Genomic DNA, 18,669 nt, shown 5'->3' with positions numbered 1-18,669 from the left:
GAAAGGACTCGCCGGGCATCGACGCGCACCATCAGGTCTCCTCTTCCAACCCCTGAAAGAAAGGCCTGCATCATGATCGTCAAGTCGTCTTTTTCCGTCGCCCAGCTCATCGCTGTCGGTTCCTTCGCCATGCTCGCCGCCGCTGGCGCCAAGGCTGAAACCTATCAAGGCGTTCACGCCCCCGTGTCGGCCATGAGCCGCGCCGACGTCAATGCCGAAGCCGTGCGCACTGCCGCCGCCCCCGACCAGAACGTCGTGCGCGGTTCGCGCGGCCCCGAGACCGTGGCCGTGTCGACCGACCGCGCCCGCGTCATCGCCGAAGCCGTGCGCACCGCCGCCGCACCCGATCAGAACGTGACCTCCGGTTCGCGCGTGAACAGCAAGGTCATCTCGACGATGCAGAACCCCGTCGACGCGCGTGCCGCCGCCGCACGCGACAGCGGCAACCGTCTCTGAGCCGACGATGCGGCGCCCCGGGCGTCGCCGCCGTCGCCTCGTCCATCACTGAAGCAGCCCCGCGCAGGGGCGCATGAAGGAGCACCCCTATGAAGCACTGGATCAAACGAACCCTGTTCGGATTCGCCGGCCTGGCCGTCGTGGCCGGCAGCATCGCCGGCTGTGCCGGCAACCGCCACGGCTGGGGCGGCGACAGCGCCGAGTTCCGCGCCAAGATGGTCGAGCGTGTCGGCAGCAAGCTCGAGCTCGACGCCGCGCAGAAGCAGAAGCTCACTGTGCTCGCCGAGAAGCTGCAGGCGCAGCGCCAGGCCATGCGCGGTGCGGGCGGATCGGGCGATCCGCGCTCGCAGTTCAAGGCGCTGTTCGCGGGCAACACGCTCGACCAGACCGGCGCCGCGCGCCTGATCGAAGAGAAGACCGCCGTGGTGCGCACCGGCAGCCCCGAGGTCATCGCCGCAGCAGCAGACTTCTTCGACCACCTGAACCCCGCCCAGCAACAGAAGGTGCGTGACTTCATGGAGCGCGGCGGCCGCCGCTGGTCGCGTCATGGCTGAAATCGGCTCGCCCCCGGGCTGGGCGCGCTTCGTGTCGCTGCATCGGCCCGCTCTGCAAGAGCCGCAGCAGCACGTGGGTTTCGCGGTGTCCCGCGACCCCGCGGTGCCAGCCATGGACGGCGTGCGCACCGTGCTGCGCTTCGAAGGCGCGGTGGTTCTCGCGGTGGCGCTGGTCGGCTATGCGCAGTTCGGCATGGGCTGGGGCGTGTTCGCGCTCTGGCTGTTCGCGCCCGACCTCTCGCTGCTCGGCTACCTCGCGGGGCCGCGCGTCGGCGCGGCGCTGTACAACGCCGCGCATGCGCTGATCGGGCCGGTGCTGTTGCTGGCGCTGGGCGTGTTCGCGGCGCAGCCGTGGGCGGTGGCCGGCGGGCTGATCTGGCTGGCCCGCGTCGGGCTCGACCATGCGCTGGGCTTCGGCCTGAAGTACGCGACGGGCTTTGCGTCCACCCACCTCGGCCGCATCGGCCGCGCCGATCCGTGGTGAGTGCCGTGGCCCGTTCGCGTCCCTTGATGCGCCCCGCGCTCGCGCGCACCGTGATGCTGGGCGAGGCGTTCACGCTCGCCGCCGCGTCGGCGGTGCACGGCGGCTGGCTCGTGGCCGGCCACGCGCATCCGCAGGCCCGCACCGCCGAGGCCGTGATCGCCACCGTGCTGGTGCTCGCGGCGCTCGAAACCTGGCGCCGCCCCGCGCATGCCCGCACGGCGGCGATCGCCGGACAGGGCTTTGCCCTGCTGGGCACGCTGGTCGGCCTGGGCACCATCGTCGCGGGCATCGGCCCGCGCACGGTGCCCGACGTGGTCTACCACGTGCTCTTGCTCGCCGGCCTCACCGCCGGCCTGGTCTGGACGGTGCGATGCCGGCCGGATTGATTGCAAGCCTTGCCATTCGCGCTCTCTTTGCCAGGAGGCACAATCCCGCCATGCCGCGCATCCTGCTGATCGACGACGACGAACACCTCGCCGCGCCGCTGACCACCTACTTCGCACGCTTCGGCTGCACGCTCGACAGCGCCAAGCGCCCGAGCGAAGGCATCGCCAAGCTGCGCGCGGGGCACTACGACGCGGCCATCCTCGACGTCATGCTGCCCGAGATGGACGGCTTCGAACTGTGCCGCGAGATCCGCAAGGAAAGCGACATCCCCATCGTGATGCTCACTGCGCGCGGCGAGGTGATGGACCGCGTGGTCGGCCTCGAACTCGGCGCCGACGACTACGTGCCCAAGCCCTTCGAGCCGCGCGAACTGGTGGCGCGCGTGCAGACCATCCTGCGTCGCCAGCGCAGCGCGCCGGCGACAGCCGCCGCCAATGCCCAGCTGCGCGTGTTCGACGGCCTCTCGATCGACCTCGACCGGCGCCAGGTCACGCGCCACGGCGAGCGCGTGGAACTCACCGGCACCGAGTTCGACCTGCTCGCGCTGCTGGCCGGCGAGCCCGGCAAGGTGTTCAGCCGCGACGACATCCTCAACCGGCTGCGCGGCCACGAGGCCGAACTCTTCACGCGCGCGGTCGACATCGTGGTGAGCCGGCTGCGCAAGAAGCTCGAGCCGCTCGATTGCATCAAGACGCTGCGCAACGCCGGCTACGCGCTGGCCGTGGCGCCGGGCGAGCCGTCTTCATGAGATTTCCCCGCAGGCGCGCAGGCGCCGTGCCCGCCGACAACGAAGGCCTGTGCCCCGGCAAGGAGCGCCGCCGGCACTGGCATGCGCGCATGCACGCGCACATGCAGCAGCGCTGGCGCAGCTCGGTGCGCGTGCGGATCGTGATGATGTTCGTGGTGCTCGCGCTCGTGATGGCGGCGGTGTTCGTGGGCGGCATGAAGCGTTCGTTCTCCAGCACCTGGGCCGAGGCCGCGCAGCCGATGCTCATGGACTACGCCGACCGCCTCGTTGCCGAACTCGGCACGCCGCCCGACACGGTGCGCGCGCAGGCGTTGGTCGACCGGCTGCCGATCACCATCCGCATCACCGGGCCCAGCGTGAATTGGGAGTCGAACCCCGGCAACGACATGCACGCGCGCGGCGGCTGGTTCTACGACCGCGACCGCGAGGAGTCGATGTTCTCCACCGAGCGCTGGTTCGTGCGCCCCACGGCCGACGGGCACAAGGTCATCTTCGGCTGGGCGCCCCGGCTGTGGCAGCTCGCGCCGCGTGCGGCGGGCTGGACCACGCTGTGCGTGCTGCTGCTGCTCGTGGTGGTGGCCTACGCGCTGGTGAGCCGGCTGCTGCGTCCGCTCATCGACATCCGCGAGGGCGCGCAGCGCTTCGGCCGCGGCGAGTTCACGCAGCCCATTCCGATCCGCCGCAACGACGACCTGGGCGACCTCGCGCAGCGCGTCAACACCATGGCCAGCGACATCCAGGCCATGCTCGATGCCAAGCGCGGCCTGCTGCTGGCGCTGAGCCACGAGCTGCGCTCGCCGCTCACGCGCGCCCGCCTCAACGCCGAGCTGCTGCCCGCCACGCCCGAAGGCCAGGCCGAGCGCGAGGCGCTGCTGCGCGACCTCAACGAGATGCGCGACCTGATCAGCGACCTGCTCGAGAGCGAACGCCTCGCGAGCCCGCATGCCGCGTTGCAGCGCGAGCCGGTCGACCTGGCCGCGCTGGTGCGCGAGATCGTGGCCGAGATGCCCGGCGCGCAAGCGGTGCAGCTCGACCTCGCGGACGGCCTGGCGCCGCAGCCCGTCGACCGCATGCGCGTGCGTTTGATGGTGCGCAACCTGCTGGACAACGCGCTGCGCTACAGCGCCGGCGCGCCGCAGCCGCCGACCGTGAGCTTGCGCGCGCCGGCCGACGGCGGTGCCGAGCTGGAGGTGCGCGACTTCGGTCCCGGCGTGGACGACGCGCAGCTCGAACGCCTGACCGAGCCCTTCTATCGCACCGACGGCGCGCGGGCGCGCGCCACCGGCGGTGTCGGCCTCGGCATGTACCTGTGCCGGCTCATCGCCGAAGCCCACGGCGGCCGGCTCACGGTGCGCAACGCGCACCCCGGCCTGCAGATCAGCGTGCGGTTCGGCTGAGGCGCGTGGTGGCTTCGGCGGACCATCCGCCGCCGAGCGCGTGGTACAGCGCCACGCCAGCCTGCAACCGTGCCTGCAGCAACTGCGCGCGCGCATCCTGCGCAGCGAACAGCGTGCGTTGCGCGTCGAGCAGTGTGAGCAGCGTCTCGGCACCTGCGCGGTAGCGCGACTCGGCGAGCGTGCGCGCGCGCTCGGCCTGCGCCAGTTCTTCGTCTTGTGCCACGCGCTGCGTGTCGAGCGCGGCCACGGCCTCGAGCGCGGTCAGTGCGTCGGTGAAGGCGGCCACCGTGGCGGCACGGTAGTTCGCGAGCAGTTCCTCGCGCCGCGCGGCCGACAGGTCACGCGCCGCTGCGCGCCGGCCGCCGTCGAAGACCGGTGCCGCGAGCACCGCCGCCAGGCTGTACACCGGGTGATCGAGCAGCGTGCCGAAGCGCGGCCCCGCGGCCGAAAGGCCGGCGCTCAGCGTGAGCGTGGGGAACATCGCCGCGCGCGCCGCCGCTACGTCAGCATCGGCTGAAGCCAATGCGGCCTCGGCGCGTGCGATGTCGGGCCGACGCGCGAGCAGGTCAGCCGGCAGGCCGGCGTCCACCGCGGGCAGCGCGAGCTGCTGCAGGCTGGTGGCCGTGATCCGCACCTCGCTGCCGGCCTGGCCGAGCCAGCGCGCCATGCGGATGTCCGCCGCGCGCGACTGCTGGTGCAGCGTGGCGGCCGTGCGCCGCTGCGACGCGACGATGCCGCGCTGCTGCGCAAGCTCGAGCGGCGAGGCCGCGCCTGCGCGCGCACGGGCCTCGACCAGCTGCAGCAGCCGTTCGGCGTCGTCCAGGCTGCGCCGCGCGATGGCCGTGCGCTCGCGCCCGCCCAGCGCTTCGAGCCACGCGGCACCCGCGCCCGCACGCAGCGCAAGCCGCACCGCGTCGCGGTCGAAGGCGCTGGCTTGTCGCGAGGCGCCGGCGCTGTCGCGCTGCGCGCGCAGGCGGCCCCACAGGTCGACCTCGTAGCGCGCATCGAGCCCGAGCGCACGCCGGTTGCCGCTCACGTTCGCATCGCCGCCGAGCCGGCCCTGGCGCTGCACATCGGCGGTCGCCGACAGCGCGGGCCAGGCCGAGGCGCCGGTGATGCGCTCTTGCGCCTCGGCCTGGCGCAGGCGCGCTTCGGCGGCATCGCCATCGGGGTTGCCGGCATCGACCGCGGCGACAAAGGCCGGCAGCTCGGTGCTGCCGAAGCCCGTCCACCACGGATCGGCGACGGTCGGTGTGCGCGCAGGCGCATCGGTGGAAGGTGTCGCGCAGCCCGTGAGCAGCAACGCCGCCAGGGCCAGCGCGGCGGGAGAGAAGAAAAGGCGCGTCATGGCATTCGTCATTCGGAAGACAGGGCTGCGACCGGATCGAGTGCGGCGGCCTTGCGGGCCGGCATGAAGCCGAACACCAGGCCGGTGAGCACGGCGCAGCCGAAGGCGCCCGCGATGGCCGTGAGGGAAAAGATCACCGGCACGTCCGCCACCATGAGCGCAGCGCCGAACAGCAGCCCGCCCGCCACGCCCGCGACGCCGCCGGTCACCGTGACCAGCACCGCCTCGACCAGGAACTGCCGCAGGATGTCGCGCTGCCGTGCGCCGGTGGCCATGCGGATGCCGATCTCGCGCGTGCGTTCGCGCACGGTCATGAGCATCACGTTCATCACGCCGATGCCGCCGACCACCAGCGACACCGCCGCGATCAGCCCGAGCATCACGGTCATGGTGCGCTGGGTCTGCGCGCGCGCCTTGATCGACTCGGTCTGGTTGAACACCTGCACGTCGCGCACGTGGCGCTGCGTGGCCAGCACCTCGACGATCTCGGCGGCCGTCTCGGAGGCCTTGTCGACGTCGTGCACGGCCACCGCCACCCAGGTCGGATGGTTGCTGCCGTACAGCCGCGCGGCGGCGGTGGAGAAGGGCACGATCACGCGCTCGTCCTCGCTGGCCTGGCCGCCGCCCGCGCCCTTGGCGGCGAGCACGCCCAGCACGTCGAAGGGCACGTTGTCCAGCAGGATGCGCTGGCCCACCGGGTCGGTGCCGTCGGCGAACAGCGCGGCCTGCACGCGCTCGCCGATCACCGCGACCTTGGCCAGGCCCTGCTCGTCGCTCTCGTCGAAGAAGATGCCGCGCGCGGTCGGCCACTTCAGTGCCTGCTCGAAGTCGGTGGTGGCCCCGCCGCCCTCGGTGCGGTGGTCCACGTTGCCGCGCCGCGCGACCACGAAGCCCTCGATGTAGGGCATGGCCACGCGCACGTTGGGCAGGCGGCGGATGGTGTCGACGTCGGCCAGCGTGAGCTTGCCGCCGCGCCCGCGCGCGCTGTCGGGAATGGCGGCCACGTACATCTTGTCGGCGCCGAACAGCGAGATCTGCTTCATCACCGCCTCCTGCGAGCCGGTGCCGACCGCGAGCATCACGATGACCGAGGCCACGCCGATCACGATGCCCAGCAGCGTGAGGCCGGTGCGAAAGCGGTGGATCCACATCACGCGCCAGGCCGCGCGCAGCGCCTCGTGCAGCTCGGAGAGCAGGGCGCGCGGCGTGTCGGCTGCGTCGGCTGTGTTCGCAGGGGAGGGCAAGGGAAGCGGCTCTGGCAGCGCGTCGGCGGGCGCGCGCCCGCTGTCCGACACGATGCAGCCGTCGCGGATCTCGATCACGCGGCGCGCGCGCTGCGCCACCTCGCGGTCGTGCGTGATGAGGATCACGGTGTGGCCGGCGGCGGCCATCTCGTCGAGCAGCGCCATCACCTCTTCGCCGCTGCGCGAGTCGAGCGCGCCGGTGGGCTCGTCGGCCAGCACGATGCGCCCGCCGTTCATGAGCGCGCGCGCGATCGACACGCGCTGCTGCTGGCCGCCCGAGAGCTGGTGCGGCCGGTGGCCCAGCCGCTCGCCCAGGCCCAGGCGTGTGAGCAGCCCGCGAGCGCGCGACGCGCGCTCGGCGGGCGCCGCGCCGGCGTAGATGGCGGGCATCTCGACGTTCTCCTGCGCCGACTCGGTGGAGATCAGGTGGTAGCCCTGGAACACGAAGCCGAAGGCCTCGCGCCGCAGCCGCGCGAGCGCGTCGGCGTCCATGCCGGCCACGTCCTGGCCGGCGAACAGGTAGCGCCCGCCGGTCGGGCGGTCGAGGCAGCCGAGCAGGTGCATCAGCGTCGACTTGCCCGAGCCCGAACTGCCGACGATGGCGACGAACTCGCCCGCATGCAGCTCCAGCGTGATGCCGCGCAGCACCTCGACGGCCGGCGCGCCGTCGTGGCCGCCGTAGGACTTGCGCAGGTCGTGCAGCGCGATCAGCGGGGTCGTCTTCGTCTCGGCCGCACTCACAGCTGGAACTTCCGCGTGCCGCCACCGGCCGCGCGCTCGCCGGTGATCAGGCGCTCGCCTTCGGCCAGGCCTTCGAGCACCTCGCCCGAGAGGCGGTCGCGCACGCCGATGCGCACCTCGCGCGGCGCGGGCTGGCCGTCGGGGCCGAGCACGCGCGCGGTGAAGCGTCCGCTCTGGCCCTTCACGGCCGTGAGCGCGGGCAGCGGCGCCACCACCACGTCGCGCGCCGAGGCGGCGACGAAGCTCACCTGCGCGGTCATCTGCGGCATGAGCTCGCCGTCGGCGTTGTCCACGTCGAACAGCACGGTGTAGAGCACGACCTTGCTGGCGGCCGGCGCCTGCGGCGCGTCGCCGCTGCTCTTGCCGGCCGGCACGGGCGGCGAGGGCAGCACCTGGCGCACGGTGCCTTCCCAGCGGCGGCGGTCGGCGCCGAGCGTGGTGAAGTACACGGCCATGTCGCGCTTCACGCGGCGCACGTCGGCTTCCGAGACCTCGGTCCACACCGTCATGCTCGACAGGTCGGCCACGCGCAGGATGTCGGGCGTCTGGTAGGTGGCGTTGAGCGTCTGGCCCTCGCGCGCCTGCACCGAGACCACGCTGCCGGCCATCGGCGCGTAGATGCGCGTGTAGCCCAGGCGGGCCTCGTCGGCCTTCAGCGTGGCCTGGGTCTGGGCGATCTGGGCTTCGAGGTGCGCGATCTTCGCGGCGGCCGAGGCCAGCGTGGCTTCGGCGGTCTGCACGTCTTCGGCGCGCGTGGCGCCCTCGGCGGCCATCTGCTGCTGGCGGGCGAACTGCTGGCGCGCCAGCCGGTGCTGCGCGTGCTGGTCGGCCAGTTGCGCGCGCAGGCCCGCGAGCGAGGCGCGGCCGGCGTCCACCGTGGCCTGCTGCACGCTGGGGTCGATCTCCACCATCAGCTGGCCCTTCTTCACCGCGTCGCCGGGCTGCACGTGCAACCGCAGGATCTGGCCCGACACCTGCGCGCCCACGTCCACATAACGGCGCGGCTGCAGCGTGCCGATGGCGGTCACGCTGCTTTCGATGTCGCCGCGGCGCAGCACGGCGGTGTCCCAGCCGGGGTCGCGCGGACTTGCCCAAACGTAGGCCACCGCGGCGGCGGCCAGGGCCAGGGCCGCGAAGGCGGCGATGCGCAGGCGCCGGCCGGCGCGCGAACGGGAAGCGGGCGCCGTCACCGGGCGCCCTTGCGGAAGAAAGCGAGGGTCATGCTGCTAAGACGTGCGAGGCGCCGAAACGGGTAGCGCGCGCCACGCGCCCTGTGTGGAATGAGGCGTTTCGGGGGACAGGAAATCTTTACAAATCTATATAATTGAGAATAACTCTCAATTGCATCGTATCCCGCGATGCCCCTTCACACCATGTCCCATCCGGAAGTCCGGCAGCTGTACGTCGACCACCAGGGCTGGCTGCGCAGCTGGTTGCTGGGCCGCCTGCGCTGCGGCTTCACCGCGGCCGATCTCACGCACGACACCTTTCTCAACCTCATCGAGCTGCCCCAGCAGCCGGTGCTGCGCCAGCCGCGCGCCTTCCTGCAGGTGGTGGCGAGCCGTTTGATGATCAACCGCTTTCGCCGCATGCAGGTCGAGGCCGAGGTGCTGCGCACCGTGGCGCTGATGGCCGAGGACGCCTGCGCGCCGAGCGCCGAGGACAGGGCCTGCGCGCGCGAGCTGCTGGGCCAGGTGCTCGCGCTCCTGGCGACCGAGCTCGACGTGAAGAGCCGCACCGCCTTCCTGATGGCGCGCGTCGAAGGCCGCTCGTACCGTGAGATCGCGGCCGAACTGGGCGTGTCCGAGACGCGCGTGAAGCAGTACCTCGCGAAGGTGCTGGCGCATTGCCACGGCCGCATGGCCGCGGCCGTGCCCGAGACGGAAAGCGCCGACGTCCCGGCCCATGCCTGACGCGGCCGCCGAGCGCCTGCGCGAGGAGGCGGCGCTGTGGGCCGTGACCCTCGCCGACGACAGCGTGGACGACGCCACGCGCGCCGCCTGCGCGGCGTGGTGCGCGCTCGACGAACGCCATGCGCGGCTCCTGGCCGAGATGCGCCGCATGTGGGAGTCGGTCACGCCCGACACCCCCGCGCCGCAGCCCGCGCGCCGTGGCCTCTCGCGCCAGGCGCTGGGCGCGCTCGTGCTGCTGCCCTGCCTGCTCGTGGCGGGCGCCGCGATGCCGTGGCAGGCCTGGCTGGCGGATGAACGCACCGGCGTCGGCGAGATCCGCCACCTGCGGCTCGAGGACGGCAGCCGCGTCGCGCTGAACAGCGACTCGGCCATCGACATCGATTTCTCGGGCAGCGTGCGCCGCGTGCAGCTGCTGCGCGGCGAGGTCTTCGTCGAGGTCGCGCACGGCGACAAGCCCTTCGCCGTGGTCGACCGCGACGGCAGCGCGCAGGCACTCGGCACGCGCTACGCCGTGCGGCGCGAGGCGAGCGACACGCTCGTCACCGTCACCGAATCGCGCGTGCGCGTGCAGCCGCTGGAGGGCGGCGACGACCGCTGGGTCGACGTGCAGGCGGGGCAGCAGGTGCGCTTCGACCGCCGCGGCGTCACCACCGACACCGTGCCCGCCGCGCCCGGCGGCCTGGCCTGGCCGCAGGGCCGGCTGGTGTTCGACGACGCGCCCGTGGCCGAGGTGCTGCGCCAGCTCGGCCGGCACCGGCCCGGCCTGCTGCTGGCCGACGACGAGGCCTTGGGCGCGCTGCGCTTCACCGGCGTGCTGCCGATCCAGCAGAGCGACGCCGCGCTCGCGCTGCTTGCCAGCGCACTGCCGAGCTTGCGCGTGTCGACGCTGTCGCCGTGGCTGGTGCGGGTGACCACCACGGCGCCGCCGTGACCGGGCGGTCGAACTTTTTCGCGCACACCGCTACCCGTTTCCCGTGCCCGCTTGTCATAGGTGGTGAAAAGAGATTCACCACACCATGACAGGACCCGCAGACCCGACCGAGACCGCGCAGCGCTGGCATCGCCTGCGCCGTGCCTTCGCGCTCGCGAGCCTGGTGCTGCTCGCCGTGCCGGCTGCCGCGCAAGCGCCCGCCGCCGATGCGGCCTTCGAGTGGCACCAGCCCGCGCAGCCGCTGAGCAGCGCGCTGACCGCGCTCGCCGTGCGCACGGGGCTGCTGCTCGGTGTCGATGCCGAGGTCGTGCGCGGCAAGCGCGCGCCCGCGCTGCAGGGCCGCTACACGGCGCGCGAGGCGCTGCTGCAGCTGCTCGAAGGCAGCGGCCTCGAAGCGGTGCGCGGTGCGTCGGGCGGCTACGCGCTGCGCGTCGCGGCGCAGCGCGCACCGGGCCCCAAGCCGCAGGCCGAAGCGCCCGCGGGCGGTGCGCTCAGCGAAGTCACGGTCACCGGCGGTCGCGACACCGGCACCGTCACCGAGGGCACGGGCTCCTACACCACCGACGGCGCGATCGGCACCGCGACGCGGCTCGAACTCTCGTTGCGCGAGACGCCGCAGTCGGTCAGCGTGCTCACGCGCGACCGCCTCGACGACCAGGGCCTGAGCCAGATCAGCGACGTGCTGCGCCAGGCGCCCGGCCTGAGCTTCGTGCAGAGCGGCAACGCCGGCACCGACGCCAACGCCGTCTATTCGCGCGGCTTCGAGGTCGAGAACTACCAGGTCGACGGCATCCCGCAGGCCGGCACCTGGCTGATGCAGACCGGTGACCTGGCCTTCTACGACCGCGTCGAGGTGGTGCGCGGCGCCACCGGTTTGCTCAACGGCGTGGGCACGCCGGCGGCCACCGTCAACCTCGTGCGCAAGCGACCGGGCAGCGCACTGCAGGCCAGCGCCTCGTTCAGCGCAGGCACATGGAATCGGCAGCGCGCCGAGCTCGACATCGGCGGCCCCGTCACCGCCGACGGCCGCGTGCGCGCGCGCGTGGTCGCGGCCGTGCAGGACGGCGACTCGTGGATCGAACGTCACCACGAAAAGAAGCGCCTGTTCTACGGCATCGTCGAAGCCGACCTCGCGCGCAGCACGCGCCTGAGCGCCGGCTTCGAACTGCAGCGCCACGACAACGACGGCGTGGCGCGCGCCGGCCTGCCGCTGCATTTCAGCGACGGCACCGAGGCCGACTACGGCCGCTCGCGCAGCGCCGCCGCGCGCTGGGCCCATTCGTACCAGGACCAGCGCCAGTATTTCGCCGCGCTCGACCACCGCTTCGACAACGGCTGGGCCGTGCACGCCGCCTTCAACCGCTCGCGCCGCGCCTACGACGACGTCATCGGCTACGCGCTGCGCGGCTACATGGACCGCGCGACCGGTGCGGGGCTCGGCCTGTGGACGAACCGCTGGAACGCGGTGCCGGTGCAGAACGCATTCGATCTGTACGCGAGCGGCCCCTTCGAGCTCCTCGGCCGGCGCCATGAGCTGGTGCTGGGCTACAACGCCTCGCGCACGCACAGCGACGCGCCGTTGTACGCGGGCTGGAACGTCGCGGGCTTCGATCCGTGGATCGCGAACTTCAACAGCTGGACCGGCGACCTGCCCGCCCAGCCGCACCAGCCCGTGACCGGCCGGCAGGAAACCGCCACGCGCCAGTCGGGCGCCTATGCCACGGTGCGGCTGCGGCCCACCGATGCGCTCTCGGTGATCGTCGGCGCACGCGCGAGCGACTGGAAGGACGCGACGCGCACCGTCCCCTTGCAGCGCACCGCCACCCTCACCACGCGCAGCGAGAAGGGCGTCGTCACGCCGTACGCGGGCGTGGTGGTCGACCTCGACAAACACTGGTCGGCCTACGCCAGCTACACCAGCATCTTCAAGCCGCAGGCCAGCAAGGACCGCAGCGGCACCTACCTCGACCCGCTCGAGGGCCACGCCTACGAAGCCGGCGTGAAGGGCGCCTTCCACAACGACCGACTCAACCTCAGCGCCGCCGTGTTCCAGGTGAAGCAGGACAACCTCGCCGTGCGCCTGGACAACGAGTTCGCGCCCGACGGCTCGGCCGCCTACCGCGCCGCCAAGGGCACGACCACGCGCGGCTACGAGTTCGAAGTGGCCGGCGAGCTGCTGCCCGGCTGGCAGGTCGGCGGCGGCTTTGCGCACAGCGTGGCCCGCGACGCGGCCGGCCGGCGCCTGAACACGCAGGTGCCGAAGAACCTGCTGAAGCTCTTCACCAGCTACCGCATCGCCGGCATCGGCAACGGCCTCACGGTGGGCGGTGGCCTGAACTGGCAGAGCGACACCTACAGCACGGGCCTCGGTCCCTCGGGCCATGCGCGCTTCACGCAGCAGGCCTACACCACGCTCGACCTCATGGCGCGCTACCCGATCAACAAGCACCTTGCCGTGTCGGTGGCGCTGAACAACGTCTTCGACACGCGCTACCGCACCAGCACCAGCAGCAGCTTCTACGGCGCCCCGCGCCACCTGCTCGTGACCTTGCGCGGCACCTACTGACGCACCGCGTTTTTTCTCCGCAGCCAGGTCGCTGCCGGCCCCTTCGCGGCCGGGTGCGTCGCTAGCCATCTCCTGCCAACGGGCGTTGCCGACCTCCCGGGTCGGGCCGCCCCCTTTCTTCATGCCATGAACCAGCATTCGTTTTCACGCGCCCGCTTCCGGCGGTCTCCCGTGGCCCTCGTCGCCCTGCTTTGCTGCGGCGTCGTCAGCGCGCAGCAGCAGCAACAGCCCGCCGCCAGCGGCGCGGCGCTGTCCGAGGTCACCGTCTCGGGCGACCGCAGCGGCCGCACCGAGGGCAGCCGCTCCTACACCGCCGAGCAGGCCTCCACCGCGACCCGCATGGACCTGTCGATCCGCGAGACGCCGCAGTCGGTGACCGTGATCACGCGCGAGCGCATGGACGACCTGGGCAGCGCCCGCATCGACGACGTGCTGGGCCAGACCACCGGCATCATGGTCGGGCAGGCCGACAGCGAGCGCGTGAACTACTCGGCGCGCGGCTTCTCGATCAACAACTTCCAGATCGACGGCATGCCGCGCGGCCCGAATTCGCCGCTGTCCGACACCGTGCTGTACGACCGCATCGAGGTCATCCGCGGCGCCACCGGTCTCATGGGCGGCACGGGCGATCCGTCAGCCACCATCAACTCGGTGCGCAAGCGCCCCACGCGCGAGTTCCAGGGCAGCGCCTCGCTCAGCTACGGGCGCTGGAACCACAAGCGCGCCGAGGTCGACCTGTCGGTACCGCTCACCGCCGACGGCCGCATCCGCGCGCGCACCGCGCTGGCCTGGCAGGACCGCGATTCGTACATGGACCTGTACCACGAGCGCAAGACCGTGGGCATGGTGATCGTCGAGGCCGACCTCACGCGCTCCACGCTGCTCACCGCCGGCATCGACTTCCAGGACAACAAGCCCACGGGCGCGACCTGGGGCGCCGTTCCGTACTGGAACCACGACGGCACGCTGGCCAACCTGCCGCGCCACACCAGCCTGAGCGCGCCGTGGAGCACCTGGGCCAACAAGCAGCACACGGCCTTCGTCTCGCTGCAGCACCGCTTCGACAACGACTGGAAGGTGCACCTGGGCTATGCGCGCACCACCAGCACCAACAACACCACCGTGGCCAACGGCGGCGCGGGCTACCCCAACCGCTTCACCGGCCAGGGCATGAAGCTGTGGAGCGGCGTGTGGGGCGAGGGCGAGTACGTCAACGACAACTTCGACCTGTACGCCACCGGCCCCTTCAGCCTGTTCGGGCGGCGCCACACCTTCATCGCCGGATGGAACGGCGGCAACCAGACCTACACCTCGCAGGGCGGCACGCCGGTGATCCCGTACGCCGAGGCCATTCCCGACTACCGCACGTGGACCGGCAACATCCCGCGCCCGATCTTCCTGGCGGACGGCTCCAAGACCGTGGGCTTCACGCAGCTCAACGGCGGCTACGTGGCGGGCCGCTTCAGCCTCACCGACCCGCTGAGCGTGATCGTCGGCGCGCGCGTGAGCAACTACCGCAGCTACACCCACGCCTACAACACGGCGCTGCAGTACACGCGTACCACGGGCAAGTCGGAGTCGAAGGACGAGGTCACGCCGTATGTCGGCGTGGTCTACGACCTGGACAAACGCCACTCGCTGTATGCCAGCTACACCACGCTGTTCCGTCCGCAGACCTCGAAGGACCGCAACGACCAGTACCTCACGCCCGAGACCGGCACCAGCGCCGAGCTCGGTGTGAAGGGCGAGTACTTCGGCGGCGCGCTCAATGCGTCGGCGGCCGTGTTCCAGGTCAAGAAGAAGAACCTGGCCGAGCTCGACCGCAGCGTGCCCGCGGGCTTTCGCCTGCCCGACGGCGGCCAGGCCTACGTGGCCAGCGGCGACGGCGTGACGGCGCGCGGCCTCGAGTTCGACGTGTCGGGCCAGATCACGCCCGATTGGAACGTGGCCGCCGGCTACACCTACCTGGATGCCAAGACCGCCAAGGGCGCGCGTGCCGTGCCCAACCAGCCCAGGCACCTGCTGCGCCTGTCGACCGCCTACCGCTTCAGTGGCGCCTGGCGCGGCCTGAAGGTCGGCGGCGACATGACGGCGCAAAGCGGCATCTACGGCGAGTCGTGGTACGGGCAGCCGCCGCTGTTCAGCATGAAGGACCCGCTGCCGCGCATCTCGCAGAAGGCGTACGCGGTCTTCAGCCTCATGGCCAGCTACGAGATCAACAAGAACGTCACGGCGCAACTGAACATCCGCAACGTCTTCGACAAGAAGTACTACCGCAACGTGGGCTTCTACGACAGCGTGTTCTGGGGCGAGCCGCGCAACGTGAGCCTGACCCTGCGCGCCAAGTTCTGAACAAGCAGCCTTCCATTCCGTCTCAACCATCAATCAACCTGGAGCATCGACCATGAAGAAACCCCTGTTCTCCCTTGCCACCCTCGCGGCGGCCGCGTTCGTTTTCTCGGGCGCCGCGCACGCCCACTTCGTCTGGCTCGAACCCGCCGCGGGCGGCGAGGCCAAGGCCTACTTCGGCGAATGGGCCGACGACCTGCGCGAGACCGAGTCCGGCCACCTGAAGCTGGTCAGCGCGCCGCGCGGCATCGCCGCCGACGGCAAGCAGACGCCCGCCACGCGCCATGCCGACCACTTCGTGGTCAAGGCCGACGCCAGCGGCGACGCGCGCCTCGTGGGCGCCTACGTCAGCGACAAGGGCGTGGCGAGCCTCTACCAGGCGCGCACCGGCCGCACCGAGACCGTCGCGCGCCACACGCTCGAGCTCGTGCCGCAGGCCGCCCACAGCAACAGCTTCACGCTGCTGCTCGCGGGCAAGCCGCTGCCCAAGGCCGAGGTGGTCGTGTTCGGCCCGCCCAAGTGGGAGAAGAAGTTCACCACCGACGACGCCGGCCAGGTCACGCTGCAGACGCCCTGGCCCGGCCAGTACGTGGTCGAGGTGAACCACACCGACAAGGACGGCAAGGGCAGCTGGGATGGCAAGCCCTACACGCAGACGCGCCACGTCGCCACGCTGAGCTTCGTCGTCCGGTGAGGGCGGGGCTTCCGGCGCGGGGGTGCTTTTGATGAGCACCTTCGCGCTGGTGTGCGCCCTGTTCGCGTCGGCGCTCGGCGGCTTCGTCACGCTGAGCCTGGCGATGGACCGGCATTACGAAGACGCCCACGGGCGCGGCCGCACGCCGGGCCCGTCGCGGCCCTGGCAGCAGCTGGGCGGCGCGGCGCTGCTGGGGCTGTCGCTGGTCGCGGCACTCCGGCTGCGCGGGCCGGCCATGGGCTGGGTGCTGTGGCTGGGCGCGCTCACGGCCGCCGCGCTCGTGGTGGTCGGCCTCGTGAGCTACCGGCCCGGCTGGGCGCGGCGCGTCGGCGCCGTGGCCTCGGTGCTGGGCGTCGCCACGGCGGCGGCGTACGGGCTGCTCCTGCTTCCATAGCAGGGTGCCCGGAGGGCGCGCGCGGGCTGTCGCCTGCGCTACGCGCGGGGTCTTGGCCCGCGACTACGATGCGGCTGCGTCGCCGATGCCCGGCACATTCACCCATCAAGGAGACACCATGAGCAGCGCCCTCACCAACCACCAGGTCCGTCTTGCCAAGCGCCCCGAGGGCACGGCCACGCGCGAGCACTGGCGCTTCAGCACCGAGCCCGTGGCCCAGCCCGACGAGGGCGGCGTGCTGGTCAAGACGCTGTCGCTGTCGCTCGACCCCGCCATGCGCGGCTGGCTCAACGACGCCAAGAGCTACATCCCGCCCGTGGCCATCGACGAGGTGATGCGCGCCGGCGGCATCGGCCGCGTGGTGGCCTCCAAGAACCCGCAGTTCGCCGTGGGCGACACCGTGTACGGCACGCTCGGCGTGCAGGAATACATGCTGATCCCGCAGGACCAGATCAAGCGCAACGGCCTCGTGAAGGTCGACCTGCGCGTGGGCACCATCACCCAGTGGCTCAACGTGCTGGGCATGCCCGGCATGACCGGCTACTTCGGCCTGATGGACGTGGGCATGCCCCAGGCCGGCGAAACCGTCGTCGTCTCGGGCGCGGCCGGCGCCGTGGGCCAGACCGTGGGCCAGCTGGCCAAGATCAAGGGCTGCCGCGTGGTCGGCATCGCCGGCGGCGCCGCCAAGTGCGACTGGGTGGTCAAGGAGCTGGGCTTCGACGCCTGCATCGACTACAAGGCCGGCGCGGGCGCCGTGCGCGAAGGCCTGAAAACCCACTGCCCCAAGGGCGTGGACATCTACTTCGACAACGTCGGCGGAGAGATTCTGGACGCCGTGCTGGCACGCCTGGCACGCAAGGCCCGCGTGATCATCTGCGGCGCCATCAGCCAGTACAACAACGCCAACAGCATGCCGGCGGCAGGCCCGAAGAACTACCTGAGCCTGCTCGTGAACCGCGCGCGCATGGAAGGCATCGTGGTGTTCGACTACGCCGACCGTTACCCGATCGCGATCGCCGAGATGGCCGGTTACCTGAAAGACGGCCGCATGAAGAGCAAGGAAGACGTCGTGAAGGGCCTCGACACCTTCCCCGAGTCGCTGAACAAGCTGTTCGCGGGGGAGAACTTCGGCAAGCTGGTGCTCCAGGTCGCCGAGGAGTAACAAGAGAAGGGGCGCCTCGGCGCCCCGGACCTCAATCGTCCAGGTTGGGCCGCATCGGAATGTCGCCCATCGCATCGTCCTCCCGCAGGCCGCGCGCGGCTTTCAGCAGTTCGATCGAGAGGCCGTCGCCGTGGCCTGCGAAGCCCTGGGCGATGCCTTCGAGCACGGTCGACAGGTTGGTGTCGCCGTCGGTGCGGGCGTCCATGCTGATGTTCAGGACCCGCGCCGCCATCTGCCGGTAGGTGACGGCGCCCGCGCCCTCCAGCGCGGCCACCAGGTCGAGGTACAGCGCCAGGTTCATGTCGAACACCAGCTTGGGCGTGATCTCGAAATCCTCGGTCTTGTTGTTCTTCTGATCCATTGGGGTGACTCCTTTTTCCTGAGCCTCCACTCTAGCCACAAAAAACGACAAGCTCTGTCGGGCATCGCCCTGATTTGTCTCATTTCGCACGCGTGCCCATCACGGCGGCCGAGATGACCAGCGCCGCCGCCAGCGCGATGCTGGCCGTGAGCGCCCGGCCGGTCACGGCCAGCAGCAGCGCGGTGGAGGCCAGCGGCGTGAGGTAGCTCAGGATGCCGATCTGCCGCGCGTCGCCGCGCTTGAGCGCCATGTCCCACACGAAGAAGGCCGCGCCCAGCGGGCCCAGGCCGCACAGCGCGACCAGCAGCCCGTCTTTCGCCGACAGCGCAACGGCAGGCTCCAGCAGCGCATGGCAGGCCAGCGAGAGCGCGCCCGACACCAGCCCGAAGAGACCAATGGCCGAGGTCGGGAAGGGCGTGACGCGCTGGGTCCACAGCGAGTAGCTGGCCCAGATGAAGGCCGAGCCGGCCGCGGGCAGGAAGCCCCAGTAGGTGGCGGGCGCGCCGGGAAGCGCCGCGCTGCCGCCGCGCGCGCCGAGGATCGCGATGGCCGCGCCCGCAAAGCCCAGCAGCGCCGCCACCACATGCAGCGGGCGCAGCGACACGCCCGGCAGCAGCACCGGCGCCAGCACCACCATCAGCAGCGGCCAGAGGTAGTTCACGAGGTTGGCCTCCACCGGCGGTGCATGCCGCAGCGCGATGAACAGCAAAAAGTGAAAGCCGAAGAGCCCGTACACCCCGAGCGCCAGCGTGCGCGGCGGCACGCGCCAGGCGCGGCGGTCGCGCAGCACCAGCGGCCAGCTCGGCACGCTGCCGACGATCAGCGCCAGCCCGGTCAGGAGGAAGGGCGGCAGGTGCGACAGCGCGGTGCCGAAGGTGGCGAGGGTGGCCCACAGCGCGATGGCGAGCAGGGCGTAGACGGTGGCGGGCATGGATGCCGA

Annotated in this window: 18 protein-coding genes; 13 read left to right on the top strand and 5 right to left on the bottom strand. The window is 71.6% G+C overall.

Annotated elements, in window-relative coordinates; genetic code table 11:
• Window positions 1-72: 72 nt before the first annotated feature.
• From AC07OH_RS29775 to AC07OH_RS29750, 6 genes are all read left to right on the top strand, one after another.
• Window positions 73-456, top strand: a complete 384-nt coding sequence (locus AC07OH_RS29775) for a DUF4148 domain-containing protein (protein WP_495303091.1) — start codon at window positions 73-75, stop codon at window positions 454-456.
• A gap of 89 nt (window positions 457-545) precedes the next feature.
• The gene (locus AC07OH_RS29770) at window positions 546-1,010 is read left to right on the top strand and encodes a Spy/CpxP family protein refolding chaperone (RefSeq protein WP_495303090.1); all 465 of its coding nucleotides are present in this window, start codon (window positions 546-548) and stop codon (window positions 1,008-1,010) included.
• A complete protein-coding gene (locus tag AC07OH_RS29765) occupies window positions 1,003-1,494 on the top strand; it encodes a DUF4260 domain-containing protein (protein WP_495303089.1) in 492 nt (163 codons plus the stop codon). The genes AC07OH_RS29770 and AC07OH_RS29765 overlap by 8 nt, the downstream gene beginning before the upstream one ends.
• A gap of 5 nt (window positions 1,495-1,499) precedes the next feature.
• Window positions 1,500-1,880: a hypothetical protein gene (locus tag AC07OH_RS29760; RefSeq protein WP_235944284.1), complete on the top strand. Its 381-nt coding sequence runs from the start codon at window positions 1,500-1,502 to the stop codon at window positions 1,878-1,880.
• Window positions 1,881-1,930: 50 nt separating this feature from the next.
• Window positions 1,931-2,629, top strand: a complete 699-nt coding sequence (locus tag AC07OH_RS29755) for a response regulator transcription factor (protein WP_489062007.1) — start codon at window positions 1,931-1,933, stop codon at window positions 2,627-2,629.
• Window positions 2,626-4,026 (top strand): sensor histidine kinase, encoded by a 1,401-nt coding sequence (locus tag AC07OH_RS29750; protein ID WP_495303088.1) that lies wholly within the window; start codon window positions 2,626-2,628, stop codon window positions 4,024-4,026. The genes AC07OH_RS29755 and AC07OH_RS29750 overlap by 4 nt, the downstream gene beginning before the upstream one ends.
• Here AC07OH_RS29750 and AC07OH_RS29745 read toward each other — a convergent pair.
• The 3 genes from AC07OH_RS29745 to AC07OH_RS29735 are packed head-to-tail and all read right to left on the bottom strand — an operon-like array spanning window position 4,007 to window position 8,549.
• Window positions 4,007-5,374 (bottom strand): efflux transporter outer membrane subunit, encoded by a 1,368-nt coding sequence (locus tag AC07OH_RS29745; RefSeq protein WP_495303087.1) that lies wholly within the window; start codon window positions 5,372-5,374, stop codon window positions 4,007-4,009. The two genes, AC07OH_RS29750 and AC07OH_RS29745, sit on opposite strands and share 20 nt — an antisense overlap.
• A gap of 8 nt (window positions 5,375-5,382) precedes the next feature.
• Complete coding sequence (locus AC07OH_RS29740; protein WP_495303086.1) at window positions 5,383-7,359, bottom strand: MacB family efflux pump subunit; 1,977 nt, start codon at window positions 7,357-7,359, stop codon at window positions 5,383-5,385.
• Window positions 7,356-8,549, bottom strand: coding sequence for an efflux RND transporter periplasmic adaptor subunit (locus tag AC07OH_RS29735; RefSeq protein WP_495303085.1), 1,194 nt, complete (start codon window positions 8,547-8,549; stop codon window positions 7,356-7,358). The genes AC07OH_RS29740 and AC07OH_RS29735 overlap by 4 nt, the downstream gene beginning before the upstream one ends.
• Window positions 8,550-8,732: 183 nt before the next feature.
• On the opposite strand from AC07OH_RS29735, the gene AC07OH_RS29730 reads away from it, so the two are divergent.
• From AC07OH_RS29730 to AC07OH_RS29700, 7 genes are all read left to right on the top strand, one after another.
• Window positions 8,733-9,272 (top strand): sigma-70 family RNA polymerase sigma factor, encoded by a 540-nt coding sequence (locus AC07OH_RS29730; RefSeq protein ID WP_495303084.1) that lies wholly within the window; start codon window positions 8,733-8,735, stop codon window positions 9,270-9,272.
• On the top strand, window positions 9,265-10,203 hold the full coding sequence (locus tag AC07OH_RS29725) for a FecR family protein (RefSeq protein ID WP_495303083.1): 939 nt from the start codon (window positions 9,265-9,267) through the stop codon (window positions 10,201-10,203). The genes AC07OH_RS29730 and AC07OH_RS29725 overlap by 8 nt, the downstream gene beginning before the upstream one ends.
• An 85-nt stretch (window positions 10,204-10,288) precedes the next feature.
• Complete coding sequence (locus AC07OH_RS29720; RefSeq protein ID WP_495303082.1) at window positions 10,289-12,769, top strand: TonB-dependent siderophore receptor; 2,481 nt, start codon at window positions 10,289-10,291, stop codon at window positions 12,767-12,769.
• A 171-nt stretch (window positions 12,770-12,940) separates the two neighbouring features.
• Complete coding sequence (locus AC07OH_RS29715; protein WP_495303081.1) at window positions 12,941-15,121, top strand: TonB-dependent siderophore receptor; 2,181 nt, start codon at window positions 12,941-12,943, stop codon at window positions 15,119-15,121.
• A gap of 52 nt (window positions 15,122-15,173) precedes the next feature.
• Window positions 15,174-15,812 (top strand): DUF4198 domain-containing protein, encoded by a 639-nt coding sequence (locus AC07OH_RS29710; protein ID WP_495303080.1) that lies wholly within the window; start codon window positions 15,174-15,176, stop codon window positions 15,810-15,812.
• A 31-nt stretch (window positions 15,813-15,843) separates the two neighbouring features.
• Window positions 15,844-16,206, top strand: coding sequence for a DUF3325 domain-containing protein (locus AC07OH_RS29705; protein WP_447747628.1), 363 nt, complete (start codon window positions 15,844-15,846; stop codon window positions 16,204-16,206).
• Window positions 16,207-16,324: 118 nt separating this feature from the next.
• On the top strand, window positions 16,325-17,368 hold the full coding sequence (locus tag AC07OH_RS29700; protein WP_307696685.1) for an NADP-dependent oxidoreductase: 1,044 nt from the start codon (window positions 16,325-16,327) through the stop codon (window positions 17,366-17,368).
• 31 nt (window positions 17,369-17,399) lie between these two features.
• Here AC07OH_RS29700 and AC07OH_RS29695 read toward each other — a convergent pair whose 3' ends face one another.
• Both AC07OH_RS29695 and AC07OH_RS29690 read right to left on the bottom strand, forming a co-directional pair.
• The gene (locus tag AC07OH_RS29695; RefSeq protein WP_095747028.1) at window positions 17,400-17,729 is read right to left on the bottom strand and encodes a hypothetical protein; all 330 of its coding nucleotides are present in this window, start codon (window positions 17,727-17,729) and stop codon (window positions 17,400-17,402) included.
• Between the two features lie 79 nt (window positions 17,730-17,808).
• Entirely contained in the window at window positions 17,809-18,660 is an 852-nt protein-coding gene (locus tag AC07OH_RS29690; protein ID WP_495303079.1) for a DMT family transporter, read from the bottom strand.
• Window positions 18,661-18,669 lie beyond the last annotated feature (9 nt).

This window comes from Variovorax sp. GW821-FHT10C12 (assembly GCF_059415405.1).
Note: the sequence above shows the minus strand (reverse complement) of the source record. Positions and strands in the feature narration are given on the sequence as shown.

Coding starts and splice junctions, on each gene's coding strand:
- AC07OH_RS29775 (WP_495303091.1), top strand. CDS start 73: ATGATCGTCAAGTCGTCTTTTTCCGTCGCCCAGCTCATCGCTGTCGGT.
- AC07OH_RS29770 (WP_495303090.1), top strand. CDS start 546: ATGAAGCACTGGATCAAACGAACCCTGTTCGGATTCGCCGGCCTGGCC.
- AC07OH_RS29765 (WP_495303089.1), top strand. CDS start 1,003: ATGGCTGAAATCGGCTCGCCCCCGGGCTGGGCGCGCTTCGTGTCGCTG.
- AC07OH_RS29755 (WP_489062007.1), top strand. CDS start 1,931: ATGCCGCGCATCCTGCTGATCGACGACGACGAACACCTCGCCGCGCCG.
- AC07OH_RS29750 (WP_495303088.1), top strand. CDS start 2,626: ATGAGATTTCCCCGCAGGCGCGCAGGCGCCGTGCCCGCCGACAACGAA.
- AC07OH_RS29745 (WP_495303087.1), bottom strand. CDS start 5,374: ATGACGCGCCTTTTCTTCTCTCCCGCCGCGCTGGCCCTGGCGGCGTTG.
- AC07OH_RS29730 (WP_495303084.1), top strand. CDS start 8,733: ATGTCCCATCCGGAAGTCCGGCAGCTGTACGTCGACCACCAGGGCTGG.
- AC07OH_RS29725 (WP_495303083.1), top strand. CDS start 9,265: ATGCCTGACGCGGCCGCCGAGCGCCTGCGCGAGGAGGCGGCGCTGTGG.
- AC07OH_RS29720 (WP_495303082.1), top strand. CDS start 10,289: ATGACAGGACCCGCAGACCCGACCGAGACCGCGCAGCGCTGGCATCGC.
- AC07OH_RS29710 (WP_495303080.1), top strand. CDS start 15,174: ATGAAGAAACCCCTGTTCTCCCTTGCCACCCTCGCGGCGGCCGCGTTC.
- AC07OH_RS29705 (WP_447747628.1), top strand. CDS start 15,844: ATGAGCACCTTCGCGCTGGTGTGCGCCCTGTTCGCGTCGGCGCTCGGC.
- AC07OH_RS29700 (WP_307696685.1), top strand. CDS start 16,325: ATGAGCAGCGCCCTCACCAACCACCAGGTCCGTCTTGCCAAGCGCCCC.
- AC07OH_RS29695 (WP_095747028.1), bottom strand. CDS start 17,729: ATGGATCAGAAGAACAACAAGACCGAGGATTTCGAGATCACGCCCAAG.
- AC07OH_RS29690 (WP_495303079.1), bottom strand. CDS start 18,660: ATGCCCGCCACCGTCTACGCCCTGCTCGCCATCGCGCTGTGGGCCACC.